This is a genomic window from Empedobacter sp. UBA7620, assembly GCF_002484185.1.
GTDB classification, from domain to species: Bacteria; Bacteroidota; Bacteroidia; order Flavobacteriales; family Weeksellaceae; genus Empedobacter; species Empedobacter falsenii_C.
Window position 1 is genome coordinate 45,817 of sequence record NZ_DLJI01000049.1, and the last position, 21,014, is coordinate 66,830.

The following is a 21,014-nucleotide window of genomic DNA, read 5'->3' on the forward strand; positions in this document are numbered from 1 at the left end:
TACGAAAAGAAACTCAATTTTGTAAAAATTTTAACGACTTTGTATAAAAAGCTTTTTAGTGAGACCATTATCTACGGTATTGGCTCTATATTGCCGAGGGTAATTATTTTAGCATTGAATTTTTTTATTATCAAGCAAGTTGATAATTCAGATTTTGCAATGTTTTCTCAATTATATTCTGCGGTTTCTTTCCTGAATGTCATTTTAACATTTGGTTTCGAGACTGCATTTTTCCGTTATGCAACCGAAGAAGGAATGTATCAAAAAGTGTTGAATACAGCTTTTTGGTTTATGGTGATGAGTTCTACTGCAATGCTCGTTTTAGTTTTTCTTTTTTTACAACCTCTGGCAGATTCTGCAAATTATAGCGATCACCCAGAATATATTTTGTGGTTTGCGTGGATTGCTTTTTTTGATGCAATTTGTGTGATCCCTTTTGCAGTTCTACGTTTTAAAAATCGACCAATATTATATACAACAATTCGCGTAATTCAGAATGTTTTTCAAGCAGTTTTGACAATTGGTTTGTTGTATTATGTTTCGAAAGATTTTATGCTAGGTTTAGGTTTTGATAATGCGATTTCCTATCCTTTTATAGCGAATTTATTAGCGAGTATTTTAGGATTTGTATTATTAATAGGCGTTGTACGTCATGTTCAATTCAAATTTGATCAATCACTTTTCAAACAAATGTTTTTGTACGGTTATCCGATTATGATTGCTGGTTTGGGGTATATTTTAAATGAAAATTTCGATAAATTAGTTCAACGACAATTAATAGATCCAGCAGCAGCGGGTTCTTATGGTGCTTGTTACAAATTAGCAACATTAATGACGCTTTTCGTTACAGCTTATCGAATGGGAATAGAACCATTTTTCTTTAAAGTTGCCAAAAAAGGAGATGCAAAACAGACATACGCGAATATTTTGTTCTTTTTCAGTATCATTTGTAATATTGTAATTCTTGGAATTTTAGCAAATATTGACTGGATTAAGAAAATATTTGTTCCAAATTCAACGTATTGGAATGCTTTAGATATTGTCCCAATTATTTTAATTGCGAATTTATTTTTCGGAATTTATTATAACCTTTCAACATGGTACAAAGTAACGGATAGAACAAGTATCGGAACTATAATTTCATTGGTTGGTGGTGCGATTACTATTATTTTGAATGTTTTTTTATTGCCAAAATATGGTTTTATGGTTTCTGCCTGGACAACTTTATTGGCGTATGGTGTAATGATGGTGATTTCGTACATTTGGGGTCAGAAAGTTTATCCGATTCCGTATAAAGTCAATAAAATTGTACTTTACATGGGAATTGCAATTGCTTTAGCATGTACAAATTATTACATTCTCGATTCTAATTTGATTATTGGTAATCTGATTCTTATCGTGTACATTGCGTTTATTGCATTTGCGGAAAAAAATACACTTAAAAAACTAAGAAAATAAAGATGAAAGTAAAAGTTATCAACATCTCGAAACACGCTTTACCAGAATATAAAACAGCTTTATCGGCTGGAATGGATTTAACAGCTAACATTGATGCACCAATCGAATTAAAACCTTTGGAAAGAAGATTAATTCCAACAGGATTGAGCATCGAATTACCAGCAGGTTACGAAGCACAAGTTCGTCCTCGTAGTGGAATGGCGTTAAAATATGGTTTAACTTGTTTGAATTCTCCTGGAACAATTGATGCAGATTATCGTGGAGAAATCGGTGTTATTTTAGCTAATGTTTCAAACGAAGCCGTTACAATCAACGATGGGGAGCGTATTGCACAATTAGTGATCGCGAAACACGAAACGGTTGAGTGGGAAGAATCTAACGCTTTAAATGAAACTGAACGCGGAGCTGGAGGTTTCGGAAGTACAGGAAAACAATAATTTTTTTGTCATTCTGAGCTTGTCGAAGAATCTAAAAAAGAAGTAATTCAATTATAAAATATCAATCTAACAAAAAATATTTTTAGAAATAAAATGAAAATTATTATCCCAATGGCAGGACGTGGTTCACGTTTACGCCCTCATACATTAACAACACCAAAACCATTAATTCCAATTGCAGGAAAACCAATCGTGCATCGTTTGGTAGAAGATATTGCGAAGGTTTGTTCAGAAAAAATTGACGAAATTGCTTTTGTAATTGGTGATTTTGGAGCTGAGGTTGAAGCTGATTTAATTGCAATTGCAGAAAAATTAGGAGCAAAAGGAACAATTTGTCATCAATTGGAGCCGCTTGGAACAGCGCATTCTATTTGGATGGCAAAAGAAGCTTTGGATGGACCAACGGTTGTGGCGTATGCAGACACATTATTTCGTGCAGATTTCAAATTAGATATGGAATCGGATGGCGTTGTTTGGGTAAAACAGGTCGATAATCCTTCGGCTTTTGGCGTTGTGAAATTAGATGATAACAGTGTTATTACAGATTTCGTTGAAAAACCAAAAGAATTTGTTTCGGATTTGGCGATTATTGGGATTTACTTTTTCCGTGATGGACAAAAGTTATATAAAGAAATTGAATATTTATTAGAAAATGATATTCAAAAAGGTGGAGAATATCAATTGACAGATGCATTAGAAAATATGCGTGCTGCAGGTGATAAATTTACGCTTGGAAAAGTGGACGAATGGATGGATTGTGGTAATAAAGCGGTTACAGTTGACACCAATACACGTGTGTTGAATCTGGATAAAGAAGATTTCAAAACGATTCATTCTTCTGCAAAAATTGACAATTCATTAATCATTGAACCATGTTTTATTGGAGAAAATGTCGTGATTAAAAATTCGAATATCGGACCTTTTGTTTCATTAGGAAATGGAACGGTTGTTGAAAACTCGAATATTGATAACAGTTTGATTCAAGAAAATTCAATCATCAGTAATGCAAATCTTACAGATACAATGATCGGAAACAATGCCAAATATTATGGTGTTTCGCGTAGTATTAGTTTAGGAGATTACTCCGAATTGGACTTCAAATCATACGAAGCTTAAAAAATTATGATCAAAAAATTAACGTATATCTTTTGTTTAGGAGTTCTTGCAACAGCTTGTAACACTCAGAAAGTGGCAAAAGTAGATAAAGATAATACAGAAGTTGTTTCGGCTTCTTCAAAAATTATTCAGCAAACCTTATCAAAAAAATCATCATTCAAAGATTTGACGATTAAGGCAAAAGTTTCAGCAGATTTGGGAGATGTAAATGCTACAATTGCTGTGGAAAATGGACAAAAGATATGGGTTAATGCAACAAAATTTGGATTTACAGGTGCTCGCGCATTGATTACGCCTGATGGTTTTTCAGCTTTTGAAAAGTTAGGTGGAACATATTATGAAGGAGATTTTTCTATTGCAAATAAATTATTGAAAGTTGATTTTGTCGATTATCAAAAATTACAAAATTTGATGTTAGGAAAAGTTTTCGTTGATCTAAATCCTACAGATTATACAGCTACTTTTACAGATAATCAATATACGATTACATATAATAAAAATCAAGCGATTGCGACTTCTCCAAAAGAAGGCGAATATATACAAACATATGTTTTTGATAATGGTTTCCGATTGAAAGAAGCACATCTGAAAGATCCAAAACGAAAAATGGAAGTTGATTTGGCTTACGACAATTGGGTAAAAGCTGGAGCAGAGGAATTTCCGAAAAATGTTAAAATTATTATAAAAGAGAAAAAAACGCGTCAAATAGACTTGGAATATAATAGTTTTACGTTTCAGGAAACGAACACACCGTTCTCAATTCCAGATGGGTATAAGAAAAAAGAAATAAAATAATGAAGTTTGTTTTATCAACTGTACTTTTAACGTTGTCATTATCAGTGTTTGCGCAGGTTCCGTACAATAAAGCGAACTTACAAAAACAGAATGCTCAGCTTAAAAAAGAGATTATAAACTTAAACAAACAACTCGAGGTTAATAAGCAAAATTCGAAGTTAAATGTTGATTTTGTGCAGAATTTGACGAAAAAAATTCAGGTACAAACAAAATTAGTTAACAACTTATCGAAAGAAAAACGCTTTATCGAGGACGAAATTTATTTAACTCAATTAGAGATTAATAAACTTTCGCGCGAGTTGGTTGAGCTAAAAAAAGACTACAAACAGGTTTTGGTTCGAGCATATAAGAACAAATCTGTTGAAAATAAATTACTTTTTGTGCTTTCTTCTAAAAGTTTGGGAGAAGCATATCGTCGTATCAAATATTTAGAAAAATATTCGGCTTTTCAATTAGGACAAGCAAATGAAATTATCGGTAAACAAACTGATATTCAGACGAAAAAAGCAAAAAAAGAAAAAGCGAAAGACGAAAAAGAAAAAGTACTTTCTCAGCAAACTTTGTTTAGTCAAAATCTTGAAAAAGAACGATTAACAAAAGAGAAAGCGGTCGAAGAATTCCGTAAAAACGAAGGTGTTATTGCTGCTGAAATTAATGCAAAAGAAGCACAACAACGTCAAATTGATGCACAGATTAAAGCAATTATTGAAGAAGAGATTCGACAAGCAAAGATTCGTGCAGAAAAAGATTTAAAAGATTGGAACGAAGCTAAACGAGGAAATACAATTGCATCTTATAATGAGTATTTAAGAGATAACCCAAAAGGAGATTATGCGAAATCAGCTCGTACAGCTATTTTAAGAATTGAGAATGATGCCAAAGCATGGAATATTGCACGTTCAGCGCATACAAAACAAGCGTATCAATCTTATTTAAATCATCATCCAACAGGAAGTTTCGTATCTACAGCAAAAACAGAAGTTGCTAAATTTGAACAATTAGAACGCGAAGCTGAAGCAGAACGTCAACGTATCATTGCACAACGTAAAGCAGAAGAGGAAGCTCGTTTGAAAGCTCAAAAAGAAGAAGATGCTCGTAAAATTGCAGCAGCTAAAGCTGAAGCTGAGCGTAAAGCGAAGATAGAAGCTGAGCAGAAAGTTGTTGTAAAAGTGCCAGAAAAAGAACGTGTTGTAAAAGTAGATGCAGTAAAACCAGCTGAGACTTTTGCAGAACGTCCAGATTCTGAAGGTATTTCGGGAGAATTCTCATCAAACAAAGGTCGTCTACCTTGGCCTGTTGATAAAGGAACGGTTGTAAGTAGATTTGGAGCTAATTCTCACCCAGTTTTATCTAATATTACAACGCAAAATAGTGGTGTTGATATTTCAACTTATCGTGGAGCACATGCACGTGCTGTTTACGAAGGAACTGTTCAAGCTGTAATGAGTGTATCTGGAAATGGTAAGTCTGTATTGGTAAGACATGGTTCGTATTATTCAGTTTATACAAACTTATCAAGTGTAAGTGTTTCGAAAGGTGATGATGTAAAACGTGGTCAGTCTTTAGGAATTATCTATACAAGTGGAGATGGAGAAACAATCATGAATTTCCAAGTTTGGAGCGGAACAACAAAACAAAATCCTGCTTCTTGGGTAGCGGGAATGTAATAAATTAATTATATATTTGCATTAAAATCAATTCAGTATGGGATTAGGAGGTAAAGAATGGATCGTAATCGTACTTGTTGTGTTATTATTATTCGGAGGAAAGAAAATTCCTGAATTAATGAAAGGATTAGGTTCTGGATTAAACGAATTCAAGAAAGCAACAAAAGATGATAACAAATCAGAAGCTACTGAAAGTACTTCTGACAAAAAAGAAAATTAAAATATATTTTTAATTAGATAATAGAGCATTGTAGTTGCGTATACAATTACAATGCTTTTATTTTATAAACTAAAACAAAACATGAAATTCACAGATAAAGCTTGGTCTATTTTTAATCAAAGTATCAATGATTATCACAAATATGATGATGTAAATCGTCAAATCGAAAATCCATATAGCGAAGAAGATTTAATCGCTCATTTATTGTACAAAAAAAATTGGATTGATACAGTTCAATGGCATTTAGAAGATATTATTCGTGATCCACAAATTGATCCAGTAGAAGCATTAAGCTTAAAACGTTGGATTGATAAATCAAACCAAGAACGTACAGATATGGTAGAATATGTGGATAGCTGGTTTTTACAACAATATGCGAATGTAGAAGTAAAAGCAGATGCAACTTACAATACAGAATCTCCTGCGTGGGCTGTAGACCGTTTTTCTATTTTATCGCTTAAGGTTTATCACATGAAACAAGAGGTAGAACGTGAGGATGCAACACCGGAGCATAAAGCAGCTTGTCAAGTGAAATTAGATGTTTTGAATCAACAACATCAAGATTTATCAACAGCGATTGAAGAATTGTTGGCTGATTTTGAAGCAGGTAAAAAATACATGAAAGTGTATAAACAAATGAAAATGTATAATGACGAGGATTTGAATCCAGTTCTTTATGCAAACAAGAAATAATTTTCAGAAAAATTAATAAAATATAGAAAACTCATCTTTTTTGGATGAGTTTTTTTATTGCGTACAAATATGTTAATTTCATCTAATCAAAACATTAGAATGAAAAAACTGAAATTTATTACTTGCTTTACCTTATTTATTTTTGGTACACAATTGTATGCGCAATATGCTGCAGTAAAAGATTTAACCACGAGGCAATTTCCGTGGTTGAAGAATAAAGTTGTACTCAAAGAGATTTCAAAAGAGAATGATGAAGATGTCTTTGTAATCGAAACGAAAAAAGATAAACTATATATATCAGCATCGTCTACAAGTGCAGCTTCGCGCGGATTAGATTGGTATGCGAAACATGTGGCACACCAAAGTATTTCGCATATGGGCGATAACAAATCGCAGCTTGCCAAACTTCCGCAAATTAATCAACCAATTAAAAAGAAATCATTTGTTCCATATCGTTATGCATTAAATTATTGTACGATCAACTATTCGTTTAGCTTTTATACATGGGAAGAATGGGAGAAAGAATTGGATTGGATGGCGCTGAATGGTGTCAATATTATGTTAGCGCCAGTTGGGACTGAAAAAGTTTGGTACAACACATTGATCAAAATGGGTTATTCGGATGAAGAAGCCAAAGCTTTTATTCCAGGTCCTGCGTTTACAGCTTGGTGGTTAATGGGAAATCTTGAAGGCTGGGGCGGTCCTGTGAGCAATCAATTAATAGATCAACAAGCAGAATTGCAAAAAAAGATTCTGAAACGAATGAAAGAGTTAGGAATCGAGCCTATTTTACAAGGTTTTTATGGAATGGTTCCGCACGATTTGAAAACGAAAAAAGGATACGAAGATGCACCAGTTATCGATCAAGGAAATTGGGTGTTCACAGAATTTACGCGTCCAGCTATTTTAGTTCCTACCACTTCTCATTTCGAGAATGTTGCTAACATTTACTACGATGAGATGAAGAAATTGTATGGAAATGACATCAAATATTTTGGCGGTGAACCTTTTCACGAAGGAGGGAAAACAAAAGGAGTTAATGTGCCAGAAGTAGCGCAACACGTGCAACAAACCATGCAAAAGAATTATCCAAATTCGACGTGGGTTTTACAAGGTTGGCAAAACAATCCTTCGGATGATATTTTAAAAGGTCTTAAAAAAGAGAATACTTTAATCATTGAATTGTTTGGAGAAAATACAGATAATTGGTACAAAAGAAAAGGATATAACGGTACAAGTTTTATTTGGTCAAATGTGAGTAATTTCGGAGAAAAGAATGGTTTGTACGGAAAATTACAACGTTTTATTGATGAAGTTTATCGCGCCAAAAACTCTGAATATGGACAATATTTGAAAGGTGTCGGAATTATTCCAGAAGGAATTATCAACAATCCTGTTGCTTACGATTTGATGTTGGATTTGGCTTGGCAAGATGAAAAACCAAATCTTGACGAATGGCTAAAAAATTATACAATTTATCGATACGGAAAAGAAAATCAAGATATCATAAATGCTTGGAAAGGTTTTGCACAAACAGTTTATTCAAGTCCAGAAGTTTACCAAGAAGGACCTTCGGAAAGTATTTATTGTGCGCGTCCTTCGTTGAACGTCAATCCAGTTTCATCTTGGGGAACACGTAAGAGAAATTACGATATTAAACAATATAAGGAAGCTGTAAAATTATTTGTGAAAGCAGATGAAGAATTCAAAAATGTAGAAACGTATCAAACCGATAAAATCGATTTTCTTCGTCAAGTTTGGGCAGATAAAGGTGATGATGCTAATGCGCGAATGGTTGCTGCGATAAATTATCAAGATAAAGAACGTATCCAAAAAGCTGGAAATAATTTTATCGAAATGGTAAAATTGCAAAATGAATTATTAGGAAATAGTAAATATTTTACGCTGAATCGTTGGGTAGAAGAAGCTAAAGATTTTGGAAAGAATTTGCCTGATGCTCAAAACGTGATGTACAATGCAAAAGGACAAATTACGTTTTGGGGACCAGATACGTTGCCGCGTACGACGCTGAGAGATTACGCGCACAAAGAATGGAACGGATTACTTGGTTCGCTTTATTTGGAGCGTTGGAAAGTCTTTGTGGAGAATTCTATAAATGGTAAAATCTCAAATCCAGAAGATTTTTATAAAATGGAAGTTGAGTGGTCGAAGAAACAAGATTTGTATCAACCCAAAAAATCAACGCCAGAAGAATTTAAAAAGCTTCAAGCTAAAATTTTAGAATAATTATAAAGTTGAAATTACCTCGTATTGAAAAATATGAGGTATTTTTATAATTACTGTAAAATTTCACACATGAAGAAAAATTATTTCAAACCCTTACTTTTAGGAATAAGTTTATTTTCGATTTCGGTTTTTGGTCAACAAGAGAAACCAAAATACGATTATCAAGAAGCTTTCAAACCATTTTTTTATCAGAATAATGCAACAGAAACTCGTTCAGCGAGTGGAAAACCAGGTCATAATTATTGGCAAAATCGTGCGGATTATAATCTGAATGTTAGTTTGAATGAAGAAAAAAATGAAATTTCTGGAACATCTGAAATTACATATACCAACAATAGTTTTGATGATTTAGACTTTTTGTGGTTACAATTGGATCAAAATTTATTCAAAAAAGAATCTCGTGGAAGTGCTTTATTACCAATTTCTGGAAGCCGTTATGGCGATTCAACTTCTGAATTTGAAGGAGGTTATAAAATTAAATCTGTTCAAATCGACGGAAAAGAAGCGAAATACACTGTTTCAGATACGCGTATGCAAATTGATTTGATTAATCATTTGAAAGCGCGTGGAGGAAAAACAAAAATCAAGATTGAATATTCGTTTGTTTCGCCTAATTATGGAGCAGATAGAATGGGAGTTGAGCCGACTAAAAATGGAAAGATTTTTACGATGGCACAATGGTTTCCTCGCATGGCGGTTTACGATGACATCATGGGATGGAATACGTTGCCATATCTAGGTCCAGGAGAATTTTATCTGGAATATGGAGATATAACAGCTAATATAACGGTTCCTTCATCGCATTATGTAGTTGGTTCGGGAGAATTATTGAATGAAAATGAAGTCTACTCAAAAGAAGAAGTAAACCGATGGAACAAAGCAAAATCGAGTGATAAAACCGTTATTATTCGTTCTGCTGATGAGGTAAACAAAGCGACAAAAGTTGCAAAAGGAACAAAAACGTGGAAATTTAAAATTCAGAATACACGCGATTTTGCTTGGGCTTCATCATCTTCATTTATCTTAGATGCAGCAAAAATTAATCTTCCAAGTGGTCAAAAATCGTTAGCAATTTCGGCTTATCCAGTAGAAAGTGATGGAAATGATGCTTGGGGAAGATCGACAGAATATACAAAAGCTTCTATTGAACATTACTCAAAACAATGGTTAGAATATCCTTACCCAGCGGCGACAAATGTGGCAGGAAATGAGGGCGGAATGGAATATCCGGGAATTGTTTTTTGTCATTTGACTTCGAAAGGAGAAAGTCTTTGGGGAGTTACAGATCACGAATTTGGACATATTTGGTTCCCGATGATTGTTGGTTCTAATGAACGTGTTCATGGTTGGATGGACGAAGGTTTTAATACGTTTATCAATGATATTTCGACAAAGAATTTCAACAATGGTGAATATTACAAAAAGCAATCTGCACAACGAATGGCAGGTTATTTATTCAGCGATAATCTTGAACCTGTAACGACTCAACCGGATAATATGCGTGAAAGAAATATAGGTGCGTTGTTGTATTATAAGCCGGGAGCGGGAATGAAAGTTTTGCGTGAAACAATTTTGGGCGAAGAAAAATTTGATAAAGCATTGCGTCAATACATCAAATATTGGGCATATAAACATCCAACACCAGAAGATTTTTTCCGTACAATGGAAAATGTTTCAGGAGAGGAATTATCGTGGTTTTGGAGAGGTTGGTTCTTGAATAAATGGACAATTGATCAAGGAATTAACAGCGCAAAATATGTAGATGGCGATTATAAAAAAGGCTTGATTTTGAAAGTGGAGAACTTTGGACAATTGCCAATGCCAACAACTGTTCAAGTGAATTTTAAAGATGGAACTTCGCAAGAAGTTAAATTACCGATTGAAGTTTGGAAACGTAATACAGAATGGACTTTCAAAGTGCCTTCAACAAAAGAAGTTTCGACGATTAAATTGGATCCAAATGGAGCTTTACCAGATATTGATTTGAAGAATAATACATTCAATATGGCGGAGGCAAAACCTGTTGAAAAAATTAATCCAAAAGAATACGAAGGTACATTTACGAATAAACAAATCAATGCTGAATTTGTGTTGAAAGCTGAAAACGATAAATTGAATTTAGTTTTTGGTGGACAAACTATTCCGTTAGATTATCAAGGTGATGGTAAATTTGTGAATGAACAAGGCGGTTTGGAATTGACTTTTGCAAAAGATAAAAAGACATTTTCTGTAGAAGAAGCTGGACAAAAATTCGAGTTTACGAAGAAGTAAATTTGTTCTAAGTTGTCATACTGAACTCATTTCAGCATCTCATCAGAAAAGTAAATCACATCAGGAAAATAAAAAAACCACTTCGCAAGAAGTGGTTTTTTATTGACTATTATTTTTGAGATGTACCTTCTGGTTTAAGATATAAATCGAAGTAATCTGTAATTTTTTGCATCAAATGAACGCGATCTTTTCCACGAACATTATGCTCATGCCCAGGATAAACAAAGTAATCCATTTGAACACTATTTTTCACCGCTTCGCGAATAAAATCAATCGAATGTTGCCAAACAACCACATTATCTTGCGCTCCGTGAATCATTAATAATTTACCTTTTAAGTCTTTTACACGATTAATTAAATTCGTGTTTTTGAAACCTTCAGGATTATCTTGAGGCGATTCCATGTAACGTTCCGTATACATAATTTCGTATTGCGTCCAATCTAAAACTGGTCCACCAGCAACTCCAACTTTAAAAACGTCAGGTTTACGTAACATGAATGATGTTGTCATAAATCCACCATAAGACCAACCATGAATTCCCATACGTTCCGCATCTACGAAAGGTAAAGTTTTCAAGAAATCGACACCTTTCATTTGGTCATTCATTTCTGTAGTTGCTACATTTCCGTGAATCGCTTGCTCAAATTTAAGACCTCTATTCGCAGATCCGCGTCCGTCCATTGTAAAGACAACATAACCTTTTTCCGCTAAATGATCGTACCAAAGATTTCCTGTTGCAGGAAAACGATTTGTGATTAATTGCGCGTGAGGACCATTGTACAAATAAACGATAACTGGATATTTTTTCGAAGAATCAAAGTTTGTAGGATAAATCAATTTTCCATACAAATCTGTTCCATCATCTGCTTTTAATGTTACATTTTCAACTTTCGCTGTGTTGTAATTTGCCAAAGGATTTTGAGCAGTTAAGATATTTTGTTTGAATTTTCCATTTGCATCCAACACATCAATTTTACGAGGCGTGTTATCATTGCTCCAATTATCAATTGCATATTCTCCATTCGTTGAAACCGAAACATTGTGCGTTCCTGCATCTGTTGTTATTTTACGCAATTTTCCATTCTCCCAATTCACTGTATATAAATGACGATCTTTCGGAGAATCTTTTGTTGTTATAATTAAGAATTCTTTTTTCTTCGCATTTTCGCCAACAAGATCCGTTACAATCCAATCTCCTTTTGTGATTTGGTTTAATAATTTTCCGTCTGTATTGAAGCGATACAAATGCATAAAACCATCACGTTGCGACCACCAAACAAACTCGTTATTTTTTCCTGGAATAAAATGTAATTCGTTTTGAGGTTCTACATATTTTGCATCATCTTCTTTGAATAATGTTTTAATCAATTTCCCTGAAGTTGCATCATATTGATTCAATTCCATGTGTTTTTGATTACGAGAAAGTAACGCAATATAAATATGTTTTTCATCTGGCGACCACGTAACCGAAGTTAAATAGTGATCGACTTCTGGATGAGTTTCTAAGAAAATCGTTTTTTGAGTGGTTGGATTATAAACGCCTAACGTAACGGTATGATTTTTTGTTCCAGCAAATGGATATTTGATGTTTTTATTCACTGCAGGTTGCACAGACCAATCGATAATTGGATAATCTGTAACCGCTGTTTGATCCATTCTATAAAACGCAACTAAATTCCCTTTTGGCGAAATGAAAATTCCTTTGTGAATACCGAATTCATTTTGATGAACCGATTTTCCATTCACAATTTCATATTTTCCGTCTTTTGTAATTTGATGTGTTTTTCCAGCTTTATCAACAAAAAATAAATTATTGTCAATAACGTATCCAACTTGATTATTTGTTGCATCAAATTCTACATTTTCTGCATTATCAGGTAATTTCAACCAATCATTTTGTTGACCAGCAGTTGTAATTGTTTTGTAACCCGTTTTTGTCGAATAATAGGCTTGCTTATCATTAATCCAATTCAAAGAAGGAATTCTTTTATTCTCAAATTGAGAACTTCTGAAAATTGTATCAGTTTTAAGAGAAGGAACTTCTTTCTTGATTAAAGCTTCTCCATAAGACGTTTTTACATTTTGCGTGTACGCATTTTGATTCGGAATCCATTGAACTTGATTTAGACTTTCGATACGTAAATTCGTCGATAATCCAAGTACAGCATCTTCCATTGTGACATTCTTTTTCTGAGCTAATAAACTAGCGCTCATTAAAAGTGTACTCAATAAAATTGTTTTTTTCATGTGTGATTTCTATTTCAAATATTGCCCAAGGGCTTCTAAGTTTTTCTTTTCGTTCCCAATAAAAATTTTGTCTCCGTCTACCACGACAGGACGTTTTAGGAAAGTATAATCTGATAAAATATAATTTTTGATATCATCTTCAGAAAGCTGTTGATCTTTCAATCCTAATTTTTTGTAATTCTGCGCACGTCTCGAAAATAAAGTTTCGTAACTCCCAGCTAAATTCTTCATTTCTTCTAATTCTTCAGCCGTTATCGCAGTCGTTTTTATTTCATGCAAATCAAAACCTGTAAAATCAAACTCTTTCATAATACGTTTGCACGTATCGCAAGTTTTCAAAAAAAATACTTTTTTCATTTCTCAAAATCTTTGGTTTTGTAAAGATAAATAAGTTTCATCGTTTTGCAGAATGATAAAGAATTTTGTCAAAATATATTTCAAATCGATAAAAAACTATCTTTGCAAGTATGGAAGAAACTAATTTTTTGCGTTTAAACAAATATATTAGCGATAGTGGTTTTTGTTCGCGTCGCGAAGCAGATCAATACATCGAAAATCGTTTGGTACAAATTAATGGACGAGTTGCTAAAATTGGGCAATTTGTAGGACCAAATGATGTGGTGACTGTAAAAGGTGTCGAAATAGAACCGCGCGAAAAGGAGCATGCGGTTTATATTATGCTCAATAAACCTGTGGGCGTTACGTGTACAACAGATCCTACGGATCCAGATAATATTGTCGATTTTCTTTCGTTTGGAGAACGAATTTTTCCGATTGGTCGTTTAGATAAAGATTCGCAAGGATTGATTTTATTGACAAGCGATGGCGATATTGTGAATAAGATTTTACGTGCAGGAAATAATCACGAAAAAGAATATATCGTAACCGTTGATAAACCAATTACGGATGAATTTTGTGAACGAATGTCGAAAGGTGTTCCGATTCTTAATCAAGTTACGAAGAAATGTAAGATCGAAAAAATAAGTACAAATGTTTTCAAAATTACATTAATCCAAGGTTTGAATAGACAGATTCGTCGTATGTGCGAATATTTTGGTTATACTGTCAAAAAATTAGAACGTGTTCGAATTATGAACTTAACGTTGAATGTCGGAATTGGTCAACACCGAGATTTAACAGCAGAAGAGTTAGCAGAAATCAATCGATTAACGAAAGATTCAGAAAAACACGAGGAAAAGAAACCAGCTTCAAAATCAAAAAAATCATCAACGAAAAAAACAAAAGAAATTTCTCCAGATTTTAAAGATTCGAAAGGAAAATCAATCAAAAAGCCAGTAAAAAAATCAACAACTCAAGCGAGAGCTGGGAAAAGTAAACCACCAACAAATACCAAAGGAGGGAAATTTGGTAAAAGAAGATAAAATCAAAAGACGAATATTTTTCGTCTTTTTTTATACATTTTGGTCAAAGCTAACTTCTATCATATCACTTTGTCAAAGATTCAATATCTTTATAAAGTAAAATCTTAAAAACACATGAAGAAAATTGTTTACTCGTTGCTTTTTATAGCGATGACTTTTGGTGCGTCGGTAAAAGCACAAGAAAATGTTACTTATCAATTGCCTCCGCAAGAAATTTTACAATTGGCAGACGCGGATATGCCACCCTCAATTAGTACAGATCGTAAGGCTGAAAATGCATTTTTGTCTTATAGAAGTCGTTATAAAACGATTAATGAATTGTCAGAAAAAGAATTACGTTTAGCAGGATTACGAATTAATCCAGTTACAAATATCAATTCACGTGAAACATTCAGTGAGAAAATCACTTATTTTGATCTGAAAACTTCAAAGGAAAAAACAATTGCTGGTTTACCTGCAAAAGGTCGTTTTTCTAATCAGTCTTGGAACACTTCTCAATCAAAATTTGCCGTTACAAATACAACAAATAAAGGTGTAGAACTATGGATTGTTGACGTAAAAACGCAAGTTGCAACAAAAGTTTATGAAGATAAATTAAACGCAAACTTAGGTCGTCCTTTCAATTGGATTTCAGATACAGAATTAATTGTGAATGTAATTCCAGCTTCTAAAAAAGCTTTGATTGATACAAAAGACGCAATTGCGACTGGACCTACAGTTTCTGTTGCTGATGGAAAAGAAGCGCAAAACAGAACCTATCAAGATTTATTGCAAAATAAAAATGATGAGTTTAACTTCGAACAATTAGCAATTTCTGAATTAGTAAAAGTTAATATCGAAACAGGAGCAAAATCGAAATGGAAAGATGCTGCGATGTACACGGATATTTCGACTTCTCCAGATGGACAATATGTTTTGGTGAACGAAATCAAAAAACCTTTTTCATATTTAGTAACCTACAATAGTTTCCCATCAACTGATATTGTGTATGATATCAATGGAAAATTAGTAAAAGAAGTTGATCATAAAGAGTTACAAGAAGTTGTTCCGAAAGGATTTTCTTCGACGATTATGGGAAAAAGAAATTTGTATTGGAGAGCAGATAAACCAAATACTTTATATTGGGTTGAGGCTTTAGATGGTGGTGATGCAAATAAGCCTGCGGAATATCGCGATGCGCTTTATCAAGTTGTGGCGCCTTTTACTGCGAACAAAGAGTTGTTGGTAAAAGTAAAAGATCGCTATAGAGGAGTGACTTGGGGAAATGATGAGGTTGCGATTGTGAGAGATGCTTGGTATAATACGCGTAACGAAAGTAGTTATTTGTTCAATCCGTCAAATCCAACTCAAGAACCAATCCGTTTTTTCAGTAGAAATTCGCAAGATGCTTACAATAATCCTGGAAATTTCGTAACTGAAATGAATGATTATGGTTACAATGTTTTAGCGATTAACAAAGGAAAATTGATGTTAGTTGGAGAAGGAGTTTCTGCGGAAGGAATTTTACCTTTTGTTGATGATTTTGATATCAAAACACTGAAAACCACTCGTTTATGGAGGGCGCAAAAATCAGATAAATTAGAAGCAATTGCTCGTGTTATTGATCCGAAGAAAGGAATCATTTTAGAACAAATTCAATCGAAATCAGATTATCCAAATTTATATTTTCGTAATATTTTTCAGAAAGGAGGAAAGCCAAAACAAGTAACCTTTACAAAAAATCCTTTCGAGGCAATGAACAAAGTTTCGAAAGAATTAATTACGTACAAACGTGCTGATGGTGTGGAATTATCAGGAACGTTATATTTACCACCAAATTATGATAAAACGAAAAAGGAAAAGTTACCAATGTTAATGTGGGCTTATCCTCGCGAGTTCAAAGATGCATCTACGGCTGGTCAGGTAACAACTTCTGAGAATAAATTTACTTCTCCTTCTTACGGAGGTCCTATTTATTGGGCGTTGAGAGGGTATGCGGTACTAGATGATGCGGCTTTCCCAATTATTGGAGAAGGAAAAGAAGAGCCAAATGATACGTTCGTTCCTCAATTGGTTGCCAATGCAAAAGCTGCGATTGATGCGGTGGATAAATTAGGTTATATCGATCGTGAAAGAGTTGCGGTTGGTGGACATTCTTATGGTGCGTTTATGACAGCGAATTTATTAACGCATTCTAATTTATTTGCGGCGGGTATTGCGCGTTCAGGGGCTTATAACCGTACGTTAACGCCGTTTGGATTCCAGTCAGAACAACGTAATTATTGGGAAGCTCCAGATGTTTACAACACAATGGCTCCTTTCCAAAATGCAGATAAAATGAAAACACCATTGTTGTTAATTCATGGTGAAGCTGATAATAATACAGGAACTTTCCCGATGCAATCTGAGCGTTATTTCAATGCATTGAAAGGTTTAGGAGCGACAACTCGTTTGGTTTTATTACCACAAGAATCTCACGGATATGCAGCCAGAGAAAATATTCTTCACATGTTATGGGAACAAGATCAATGGTTAGAGAAATATGTGAAAAACAAAGGAAAAAATTCTGAAAAGAAATAATTCTCAATATAAGAAAAGCGATTCAATTTTGAATCGCTTTTTTATTGTAAATAATCATTATATTTAGTTCATAATTAATCATCTATGAAATTAAAAGCTTTACTATTCTTTCTAACAATTTTTTCTCCATTTCTATTTGCTCAAAATTTGTGGAAAGTAGAATATGAAACCTATGATAAAATCTTTTTTGATGAAAAAGATCCTGTTTATAAAGCAGCATTAGATAAAAACAATTCTACACCAAAATATTATCAATTACTTTTTGATGAAAATCAGTCGTTTTTCAGTGAAGTTGTAAAAATTGATAATAGTCAAAATCAATCATCTATGTCGATGAGTACAATTGAAGATAATATTTACATCGATTATAAAACTTTACAATATAAGATTGAAGGAAATTATGTAAACAAAAATATTTTAATAATAGATAATTTGCCAAAATACATTTGGACAATTAGTCGAGAATCAAAAGAAATTTTGGGTATTAAAGTTAAAAAAGCAACAACTGAATACAAAGATTCTAAGATAGAAGTTTGGTTTGCGCCAACTTTACAACCAAAAGGCGGACCAATATTTTTCAATGGATTGCCAGGTTTAATTTTAGAATTGAAAGCTGTAACAACAATGAAAGACGAAAGTTACGAAACGACTTTTAGAGCAATTAATATAAAAGAAGCATCTAAAAACGAAGTGATTAAAATTCCATCAAAAGGTCAAAAAATGACACAAATTGAGAAAGACTATTTTGTAAAAGAAGCGAATAGAAAAATGATGGAAGCCTATAATAATAAGGTTTCTAAAGACTAAAACACAAAAAAAACCACTTCGAAAGAAGTGGTTTTTAAATTTTATAGCTGAGGTATTATAACATTTTCAAGAAGTTAACTTCTAATTCTGTTAATCTTCTAAAATCACCTCTTTGTAAAGTTTTCTTTGTAAGTCCTGCAAAAGAAACGCGGTCTAACGCTTCTACTTCGTATCCTTTTGTTTCGAAAATACGACGTACAACGCGGTTCCAACCAATGTGTAATTCTACACCAACTTCATTTTTCGGTCTACCTTCGATAAAAGAAATTTCGTCAACAACTGCAATTCCTTCAGGAATTAAACGAACACCTTTTTTGATGTCAGTCAAATCATTTGCTGTTAATTTTTTATCTAAAGTTACATGATATATTTTTTTGATATCATGACTTGGATGCGTTAATTTCTTAGTTAAATAACCATCGTTTGTAAACAATAAAACTCCTGTTGTCTGTCTGTCCAAGCGACCTACTGGGAAAATTCTCGCTGTAGTTGCTGTAGACATTAAGTCCATTACAGTTTTACGTCCTTTTTCGTCATTTGATGTTGAAATAAACCCTTTTGGTTTGTTCAACACAAAATATACATTTTTCTCTGAAGAGATTTTACGACCATCGAAACGCACTTCATCATCGGGTTGTACTTTATAACCCATTTCAGTAATCACTTGACCATTCACTGTAACGATTCCAGTTTTGATCAACTCGTCGGCCTCTCTTCTGGATGCAATCCCTGCATTCGCTACATATTTATTTAAACGAATAGTCCCGTCATCAACTGGAGCTTTTTTCAGTCTTTTAACAAATGGTTTTTCACCTGGTTTGTTAAACGGTTTCTTTGGTCCAAAACTTTTCTTTCCTTCTTCTGATGGTTTTCCACCAAAAGTTGGTTTTCCTTTCCCTGAAGATGGTTTAGAAGAAGAATTTCCTCTTGCTCCACCTTTTCCACGATTGTTCCCGCCTTGGGAATTTCTGTCGTTGGATTGATTTCGTCTGTTATTCATCTGAATTTGATTAATTTATGCGCTGATTAAAATTTTGCGCAATAGTTTGCAAAGTTAAGGGATTTATTTCGATTAATACGATACTAAATACACCAGCAACAATCATTCCCTTAAAAAAATAGTGTAAAATCTTATATGCTTGTGACGATTTTATTCTCCAAATGATAAATAAAATCACTGTAAAAGCGATATTCGAAGCAATAAAAAAGTATTTCATTGCGCCAACATCATTTTTCATAATGATAATAATTCCAATGATTAATTCTGTAATAATTAAACATGAAATCAAAACTTTTGTAAAATCGATTCCATATTTAATTGGAATTGAATCATAATTATAAATCAAATCTGCTTTTTGAGAACTCAAATCTTTTACAATATCAGTAATCAATAATAAAATGGTCAAGAAAGTAGCGTGCAAAGCCAAATTGAACGTGAAATGATCAAAATAAACCAATAAGGCGAAAAATGGCATCACACGAATGACAACCAAGTAAAAGTTTTTGATCAATGCAAATCGATTGATTTTGTGACTATAAAACCAAACTAAAAATTGATAAACCAAAAAGAAAACGAAAACTTTCCACGAAATTAAAGCCGCAATAATCAATGCTAAAGCATTTAGAACAATGTAAACAGTTAGTTTGAAACCTTGTGAAACTTGTTTTTGAAGATAAACTTGTAAAGGACGTTTGAGTTCGTCTTTTTCTAAATCGTAAAAATTATTGATGATATATCCTGCGGCCACACAAAGTATCGAACAAAGGATAAGCCCGTCTAACTTTGGATTTGTCAACAATTGACGATGACCAACTTCTGGCGCAAAAATAAAAAGCGCAGCAAGATATTGTGCTAAAATAAGCACAATTAAATTATAGCCACGAACAACAGAAAATAATGCAAAAACCTTTAAGATTATTTTCTGAACGTTCATTGATTATATTTTTATAAATTATTTTTTTAGAATTTGTAAATAACTTCGGTCTGAAAGTCTTTTAGGTAGCTTTTCGCCTTGTCATAATCTTGTGTAAAACCAAGAACATAACCGCCTCCGCCAGAACCACAAAGTTTTAGGTAATACGTATCTGTATCAATTCCAGTTTTCCATGCATTCACCAATTTTTGAGGAATCATAGGTCTGAAATGTTCATAACCCCAAGCTGACAATTTCTGAAGATTTGCAAAAAGTGGATTGTATTCACCTTTCACAAAGTTTTCGATACATGCATTGTTGTATTTAATAAACTCTTCTTTCAATGTTTTACGGAAACCTTCTTTTTTCATTTTTTCAAAGAAAATATGAATCATTGGTGCCGTTTCTCCTGGTGTACCAGAATTGATTAAGAAAACAGCTCCTTTTCCGTCAGTATTTGCAGAAGGTAAACCAATTGTCGAGATATCATCTTTTGATTGAATTAACAAAGGAATATTCATATAACAAATCAAAGGATCAATTCCAGAACTTTTCCCATGAAAATGAGATTCTAAATTACCGAAAAGAGCTTTTAATTCGCTGATTTTTTCTTTGTTCAGATTTTGGTTGATATCAATTTTATTCAACGCATATTTGTCATAAATAGCAGCAACCAAAGCGCCTGAACTACCTACACCATATCCTTGAGGAATGTTAGAATCGAAGTACATTCCGTTTGCAACATCTTCCGAAAAAGATTTTGTGTCAAAAGTATCAGCAAAATTTTCTTCTAAAAATTTTGCATAATTTTTCAAGTGAGCATTTGATGATTCTGCAATTTCAGAAGGCTCAAATTTTAATGCACCTTGGTAAAAATTATAAGGAATTGTTAATCCTTTCGAGTTCTCAATAATTCCATATTCGCCAAAAAGTAAGATTTTGGCATAAAATAATGGGTTCTTCATTCAATGCTAAAATTGGTACCGCAAATGTACAAAATTTAAGCCATTCTTTTTTGAATCTGAGGAAGAGTTTTGTTTTAAAAAATTGTAAATCACATTATTTTTTGATTATTAGTAGATTTTGGAATATATTTTGACTAAATAATTTAGAATAAATTGGTTAAATTTCAATTAATAATCAATGATTTTAACCGAATTAGCATTAAAAATAGAGAATTAATGTATTAAAATATATAAAT

At 33.2% G+C, this 21,014-nt stretch carries 17 protein-coding genes; 12 read left to right on the forward strand and 5 right to left on the reverse strand.

Annotation, left to right across the window (positions count from 1 at the left end):
• The first annotated feature begins 39 nt into the window (after positions 1-39).
• The 9 genes from B2217_RS12300 to B2217_RS12340 all read left to right on the forward strand — a co-directional run bounded on the left by B2217_RS12300 (position 40) and on the right by B2217_RS12340 (position 10,904).
• Positions 40-1,458, forward strand: a complete 1,419-nt coding sequence (locus tag B2217_RS12300) for a lipopolysaccharide biosynthesis protein (RefSeq protein ID WP_125349197.1) — start codon at positions 40-42, stop codon at positions 1,456-1,458.
• A 2-nt stretch (positions 1,459-1,460) separates the two neighbouring features.
• Positions 1,461-1,895 (forward strand): dUTP diphosphatase, encoded by a 435-nt coding sequence (gene dut, locus B2217_RS12305; protein ID WP_038336568.1) that lies wholly within the window; start codon positions 1,461-1,463, stop codon positions 1,893-1,895.
• A gap of 93 nt (positions 1,896-1,988) precedes the next feature.
• Complete coding sequence (locus tag B2217_RS12310; protein ID WP_180905635.1) at positions 1,989-3,011, forward strand: sugar phosphate nucleotidyltransferase; 1,023 nt, start codon at positions 1,989-1,991, stop codon at positions 3,009-3,011.
• Between the two features lie 6 nt (positions 3,012-3,017).
• On the forward strand, positions 3,018-3,806 hold the full coding sequence (locus B2217_RS12315) for a DUF4292 domain-containing protein (protein WP_180905636.1): 789 nt from the start codon (positions 3,018-3,020) through the stop codon (positions 3,804-3,806).
• Entirely contained in the window at positions 3,806-5,473 is a 1,668-nt protein-coding gene (locus B2217_RS12320; protein WP_221627893.1) for a murein hydrolase activator EnvC family protein, read from the forward strand. The genes B2217_RS12315 and B2217_RS12320 overlap by 1 nt, the downstream gene beginning before the upstream one ends.
• 37 nt (positions 5,474-5,510) lie before the next feature.
• Complete coding sequence (gene tatA / locus B2217_RS12325) at positions 5,511-5,693, forward strand: twin-arginine translocase TatA/TatE family subunit (protein ID WP_038336575.1); 183 nt, start codon at positions 5,511-5,513, stop codon at positions 5,691-5,693.
• 81 nt (positions 5,694-5,774) lie between these two features.
• Positions 5,775-6,386: a DUF4254 domain-containing protein gene (locus tag B2217_RS12330; protein ID WP_114998393.1), complete on the forward strand. Its 612-nt coding sequence runs from the start codon at positions 5,775-5,777 to the stop codon at positions 6,384-6,386.
• A gap of 99 nt (positions 6,387-6,485) precedes the next feature.
• Positions 6,486-8,633: an alpha-N-acetylglucosaminidase gene (locus B2217_RS12335; protein ID WP_291122705.1), complete on the forward strand. Its 2,148-nt coding sequence runs from the start codon at positions 6,486-6,488 to the stop codon at positions 8,631-8,633.
• A 69-nt stretch (positions 8,634-8,702) separates the two neighbouring features.
• Positions 8,703-10,904, forward strand: coding sequence for a M1 family metallopeptidase (locus tag B2217_RS12340; protein WP_180905638.1), 2,202 nt, complete (start codon positions 8,703-8,705; stop codon positions 10,902-10,904).
• Between the two features lie 109 nt (positions 10,905-11,013).
• Here B2217_RS12340 and B2217_RS12345 read toward each other — a convergent pair whose 3' ends face one another.
• The gene (locus B2217_RS12345; protein ID WP_180905639.1) at positions 11,014-13,152 is read right to left on the reverse strand and encodes a S9 family peptidase; all 2,139 of its coding nucleotides are present in this window, start codon (positions 13,150-13,152) and stop codon (positions 11,014-11,016) included.
• A 9-nt stretch (positions 13,153-13,161) separates the two neighbouring features.
• A complete protein-coding gene (locus tag B2217_RS12350; RefSeq protein ID WP_180905640.1) occupies positions 13,162-13,509 on the reverse strand; it encodes an arsenate reductase family protein in 348 nt (115 codons plus the stop codon).
• Positions 13,510-13,619: 110 nt separating this feature from the next.
• Here B2217_RS12350 and rluF point away from each other — a divergent pair, with 110 nt between their 5' ends.
• The 3 genes from rluF (at position 13,620) to B2217_RS12365 (ending at position 17,900) form a co-directional block, all read left to right on the forward strand.
• Positions 13,620-14,534, forward strand: coding sequence for a 23S rRNA pseudouridine(2604) synthase RluF (gene rluF / locus B2217_RS12355; protein ID WP_180905641.1), 915 nt, complete (start codon positions 13,620-13,622; stop codon positions 14,532-14,534).
• A gap of 114 nt (positions 14,535-14,648) precedes the next feature.
• Entirely contained in the window at positions 14,649-17,093 is a 2,445-nt protein-coding gene (locus B2217_RS12360) for an alpha/beta hydrolase family protein (protein WP_180905642.1), read from the forward strand.
• An 84-nt stretch (positions 17,094-17,177) separates the two neighbouring features.
• Positions 17,178-17,900 (forward strand): GLPGLI family protein, encoded by a 723-nt coding sequence (locus tag B2217_RS12365; RefSeq protein ID WP_180905643.1) that lies wholly within the window; start codon positions 17,178-17,180, stop codon positions 17,898-17,900.
• Between the two features lie 55 nt (positions 17,901-17,955).
• Here B2217_RS12365 and B2217_RS12370 read toward each other — a convergent pair whose 3' ends face one another.
• From B2217_RS12370 to B2217_RS12380, 3 genes are read right to left on the reverse strand one after another with little or no spacing between them, the layout of a single operon-like run.
• Positions 17,956-18,900, reverse strand: coding sequence for a pseudouridine synthase (locus tag B2217_RS12370; protein WP_180905644.1), 945 nt, complete (start codon positions 18,898-18,900; stop codon positions 17,956-17,958).
• 10 nt (positions 18,901-18,910) lie between these two features.
• Positions 18,911-19,834 carry a UbiA family prenyltransferase gene (locus B2217_RS12375; RefSeq protein ID WP_180905645.1) on the reverse strand — a complete coding sequence of 308 codons (924 nt, stop codon included), beginning with the start codon at positions 19,832-19,834 and terminating at the stop codon, positions 18,911-18,913.
• A 26-nt stretch (positions 19,835-19,860) separates the two neighbouring features.
• Positions 19,861-20,778 (reverse strand): mevalonate kinase family protein, encoded by a 918-nt coding sequence (locus B2217_RS12380; protein WP_180905646.1) that lies wholly within the window; start codon positions 20,776-20,778, stop codon positions 19,861-19,863.
• Positions 20,779-21,014 lie beyond the last annotated feature (236 nt).

Excerpts from the sequence above, each read along its gene's own strand:
- dut (WP_038336568.1), top strand. The coding sequence starts at position 1,461 with ATGAAAGTAAAAGTTATCAACATCTCGAAACACGCTTTACCAGAATAT.
- B2217_RS12320 (WP_221627893.1), top strand. The coding sequence starts at position 3,806 with ATGAAGTTTGTTTTATCAACTGTACTTTTAACGTTGTCATTATCAGTG.
- B2217_RS12370 (WP_180905644.1), bottom strand. The coding sequence starts at position 18,900 with ATGAATAACAGACGAAATCAATCCAACGACAGAAATTCCCAAGGCGGG.
- B2217_RS12330 (WP_114998393.1), top strand. The coding sequence starts at position 5,775 with ATGAAATTCACAGATAAAGCTTGGTCTATTTTTAATCAAAGTATCAAT.
- B2217_RS12340 (WP_180905638.1), top strand. The coding sequence starts at position 8,703 with ATGAAGAAAAATTATTTCAAACCCTTACTTTTAGGAATAAGTTTATTT.
- B2217_RS12315 (WP_180905636.1), top strand. The coding sequence starts at position 3,018 with ATGATCAAAAAATTAACGTATATCTTTTGTTTAGGAGTTCTTGCAACA.
- B2217_RS12365 (WP_180905643.1), top strand. The coding sequence starts at position 17,178 with ATGAAATTAAAAGCTTTACTATTCTTTCTAACAATTTTTTCTCCATTT.
- tatA (WP_038336575.1), top strand. The coding sequence starts at position 5,511 with ATGGGATTAGGAGGTAAAGAATGGATCGTAATCGTACTTGTTGTGTTA.
- B2217_RS12380 (WP_180905646.1), bottom strand. The coding sequence starts at position 20,778 with ATGAAGAACCCATTATTTTATGCCAAAATCTTACTTTTTGGCGAATAT.
- B2217_RS12375 (WP_180905645.1), bottom strand. The coding sequence starts at position 19,834 with ATGAACGTTCAGAAAATAATCTTAAAGGTTTTTGCATTATTTTCTGTT.
- B2217_RS12360 (WP_180905642.1), top strand. The coding sequence starts at position 14,649 with ATGAAGAAAATTGTTTACTCGTTGCTTTTTATAGCGATGACTTTTGGT.
- B2217_RS12335 (WP_291122705.1), top strand. The coding sequence starts at position 6,486 with ATGAAAAAACTGAAATTTATTACTTGCTTTACCTTATTTATTTTTGGT.
- B2217_RS12310 (WP_180905635.1), top strand. The coding sequence starts at position 1,989 with ATGAAAATTATTATCCCAATGGCAGGACGTGGTTCACGTTTACGCCCT.
- rluF (WP_180905641.1), top strand. The coding sequence starts at position 13,620 with ATGGAAGAAACTAATTTTTTGCGTTTAAACAAATATATTAGCGATAGT.
- B2217_RS12345 (WP_180905639.1), bottom strand. The coding sequence starts at position 13,152 with ATGAAAAAAACAATTTTATTGAGTACACTTTTAATGAGCGCTAGTTTA.
- B2217_RS12350 (WP_180905640.1), bottom strand. The coding sequence starts at position 13,509 with ATGAAAAAAGTATTTTTTTTGAAAACTTGCGATACGTGCAAACGTATT.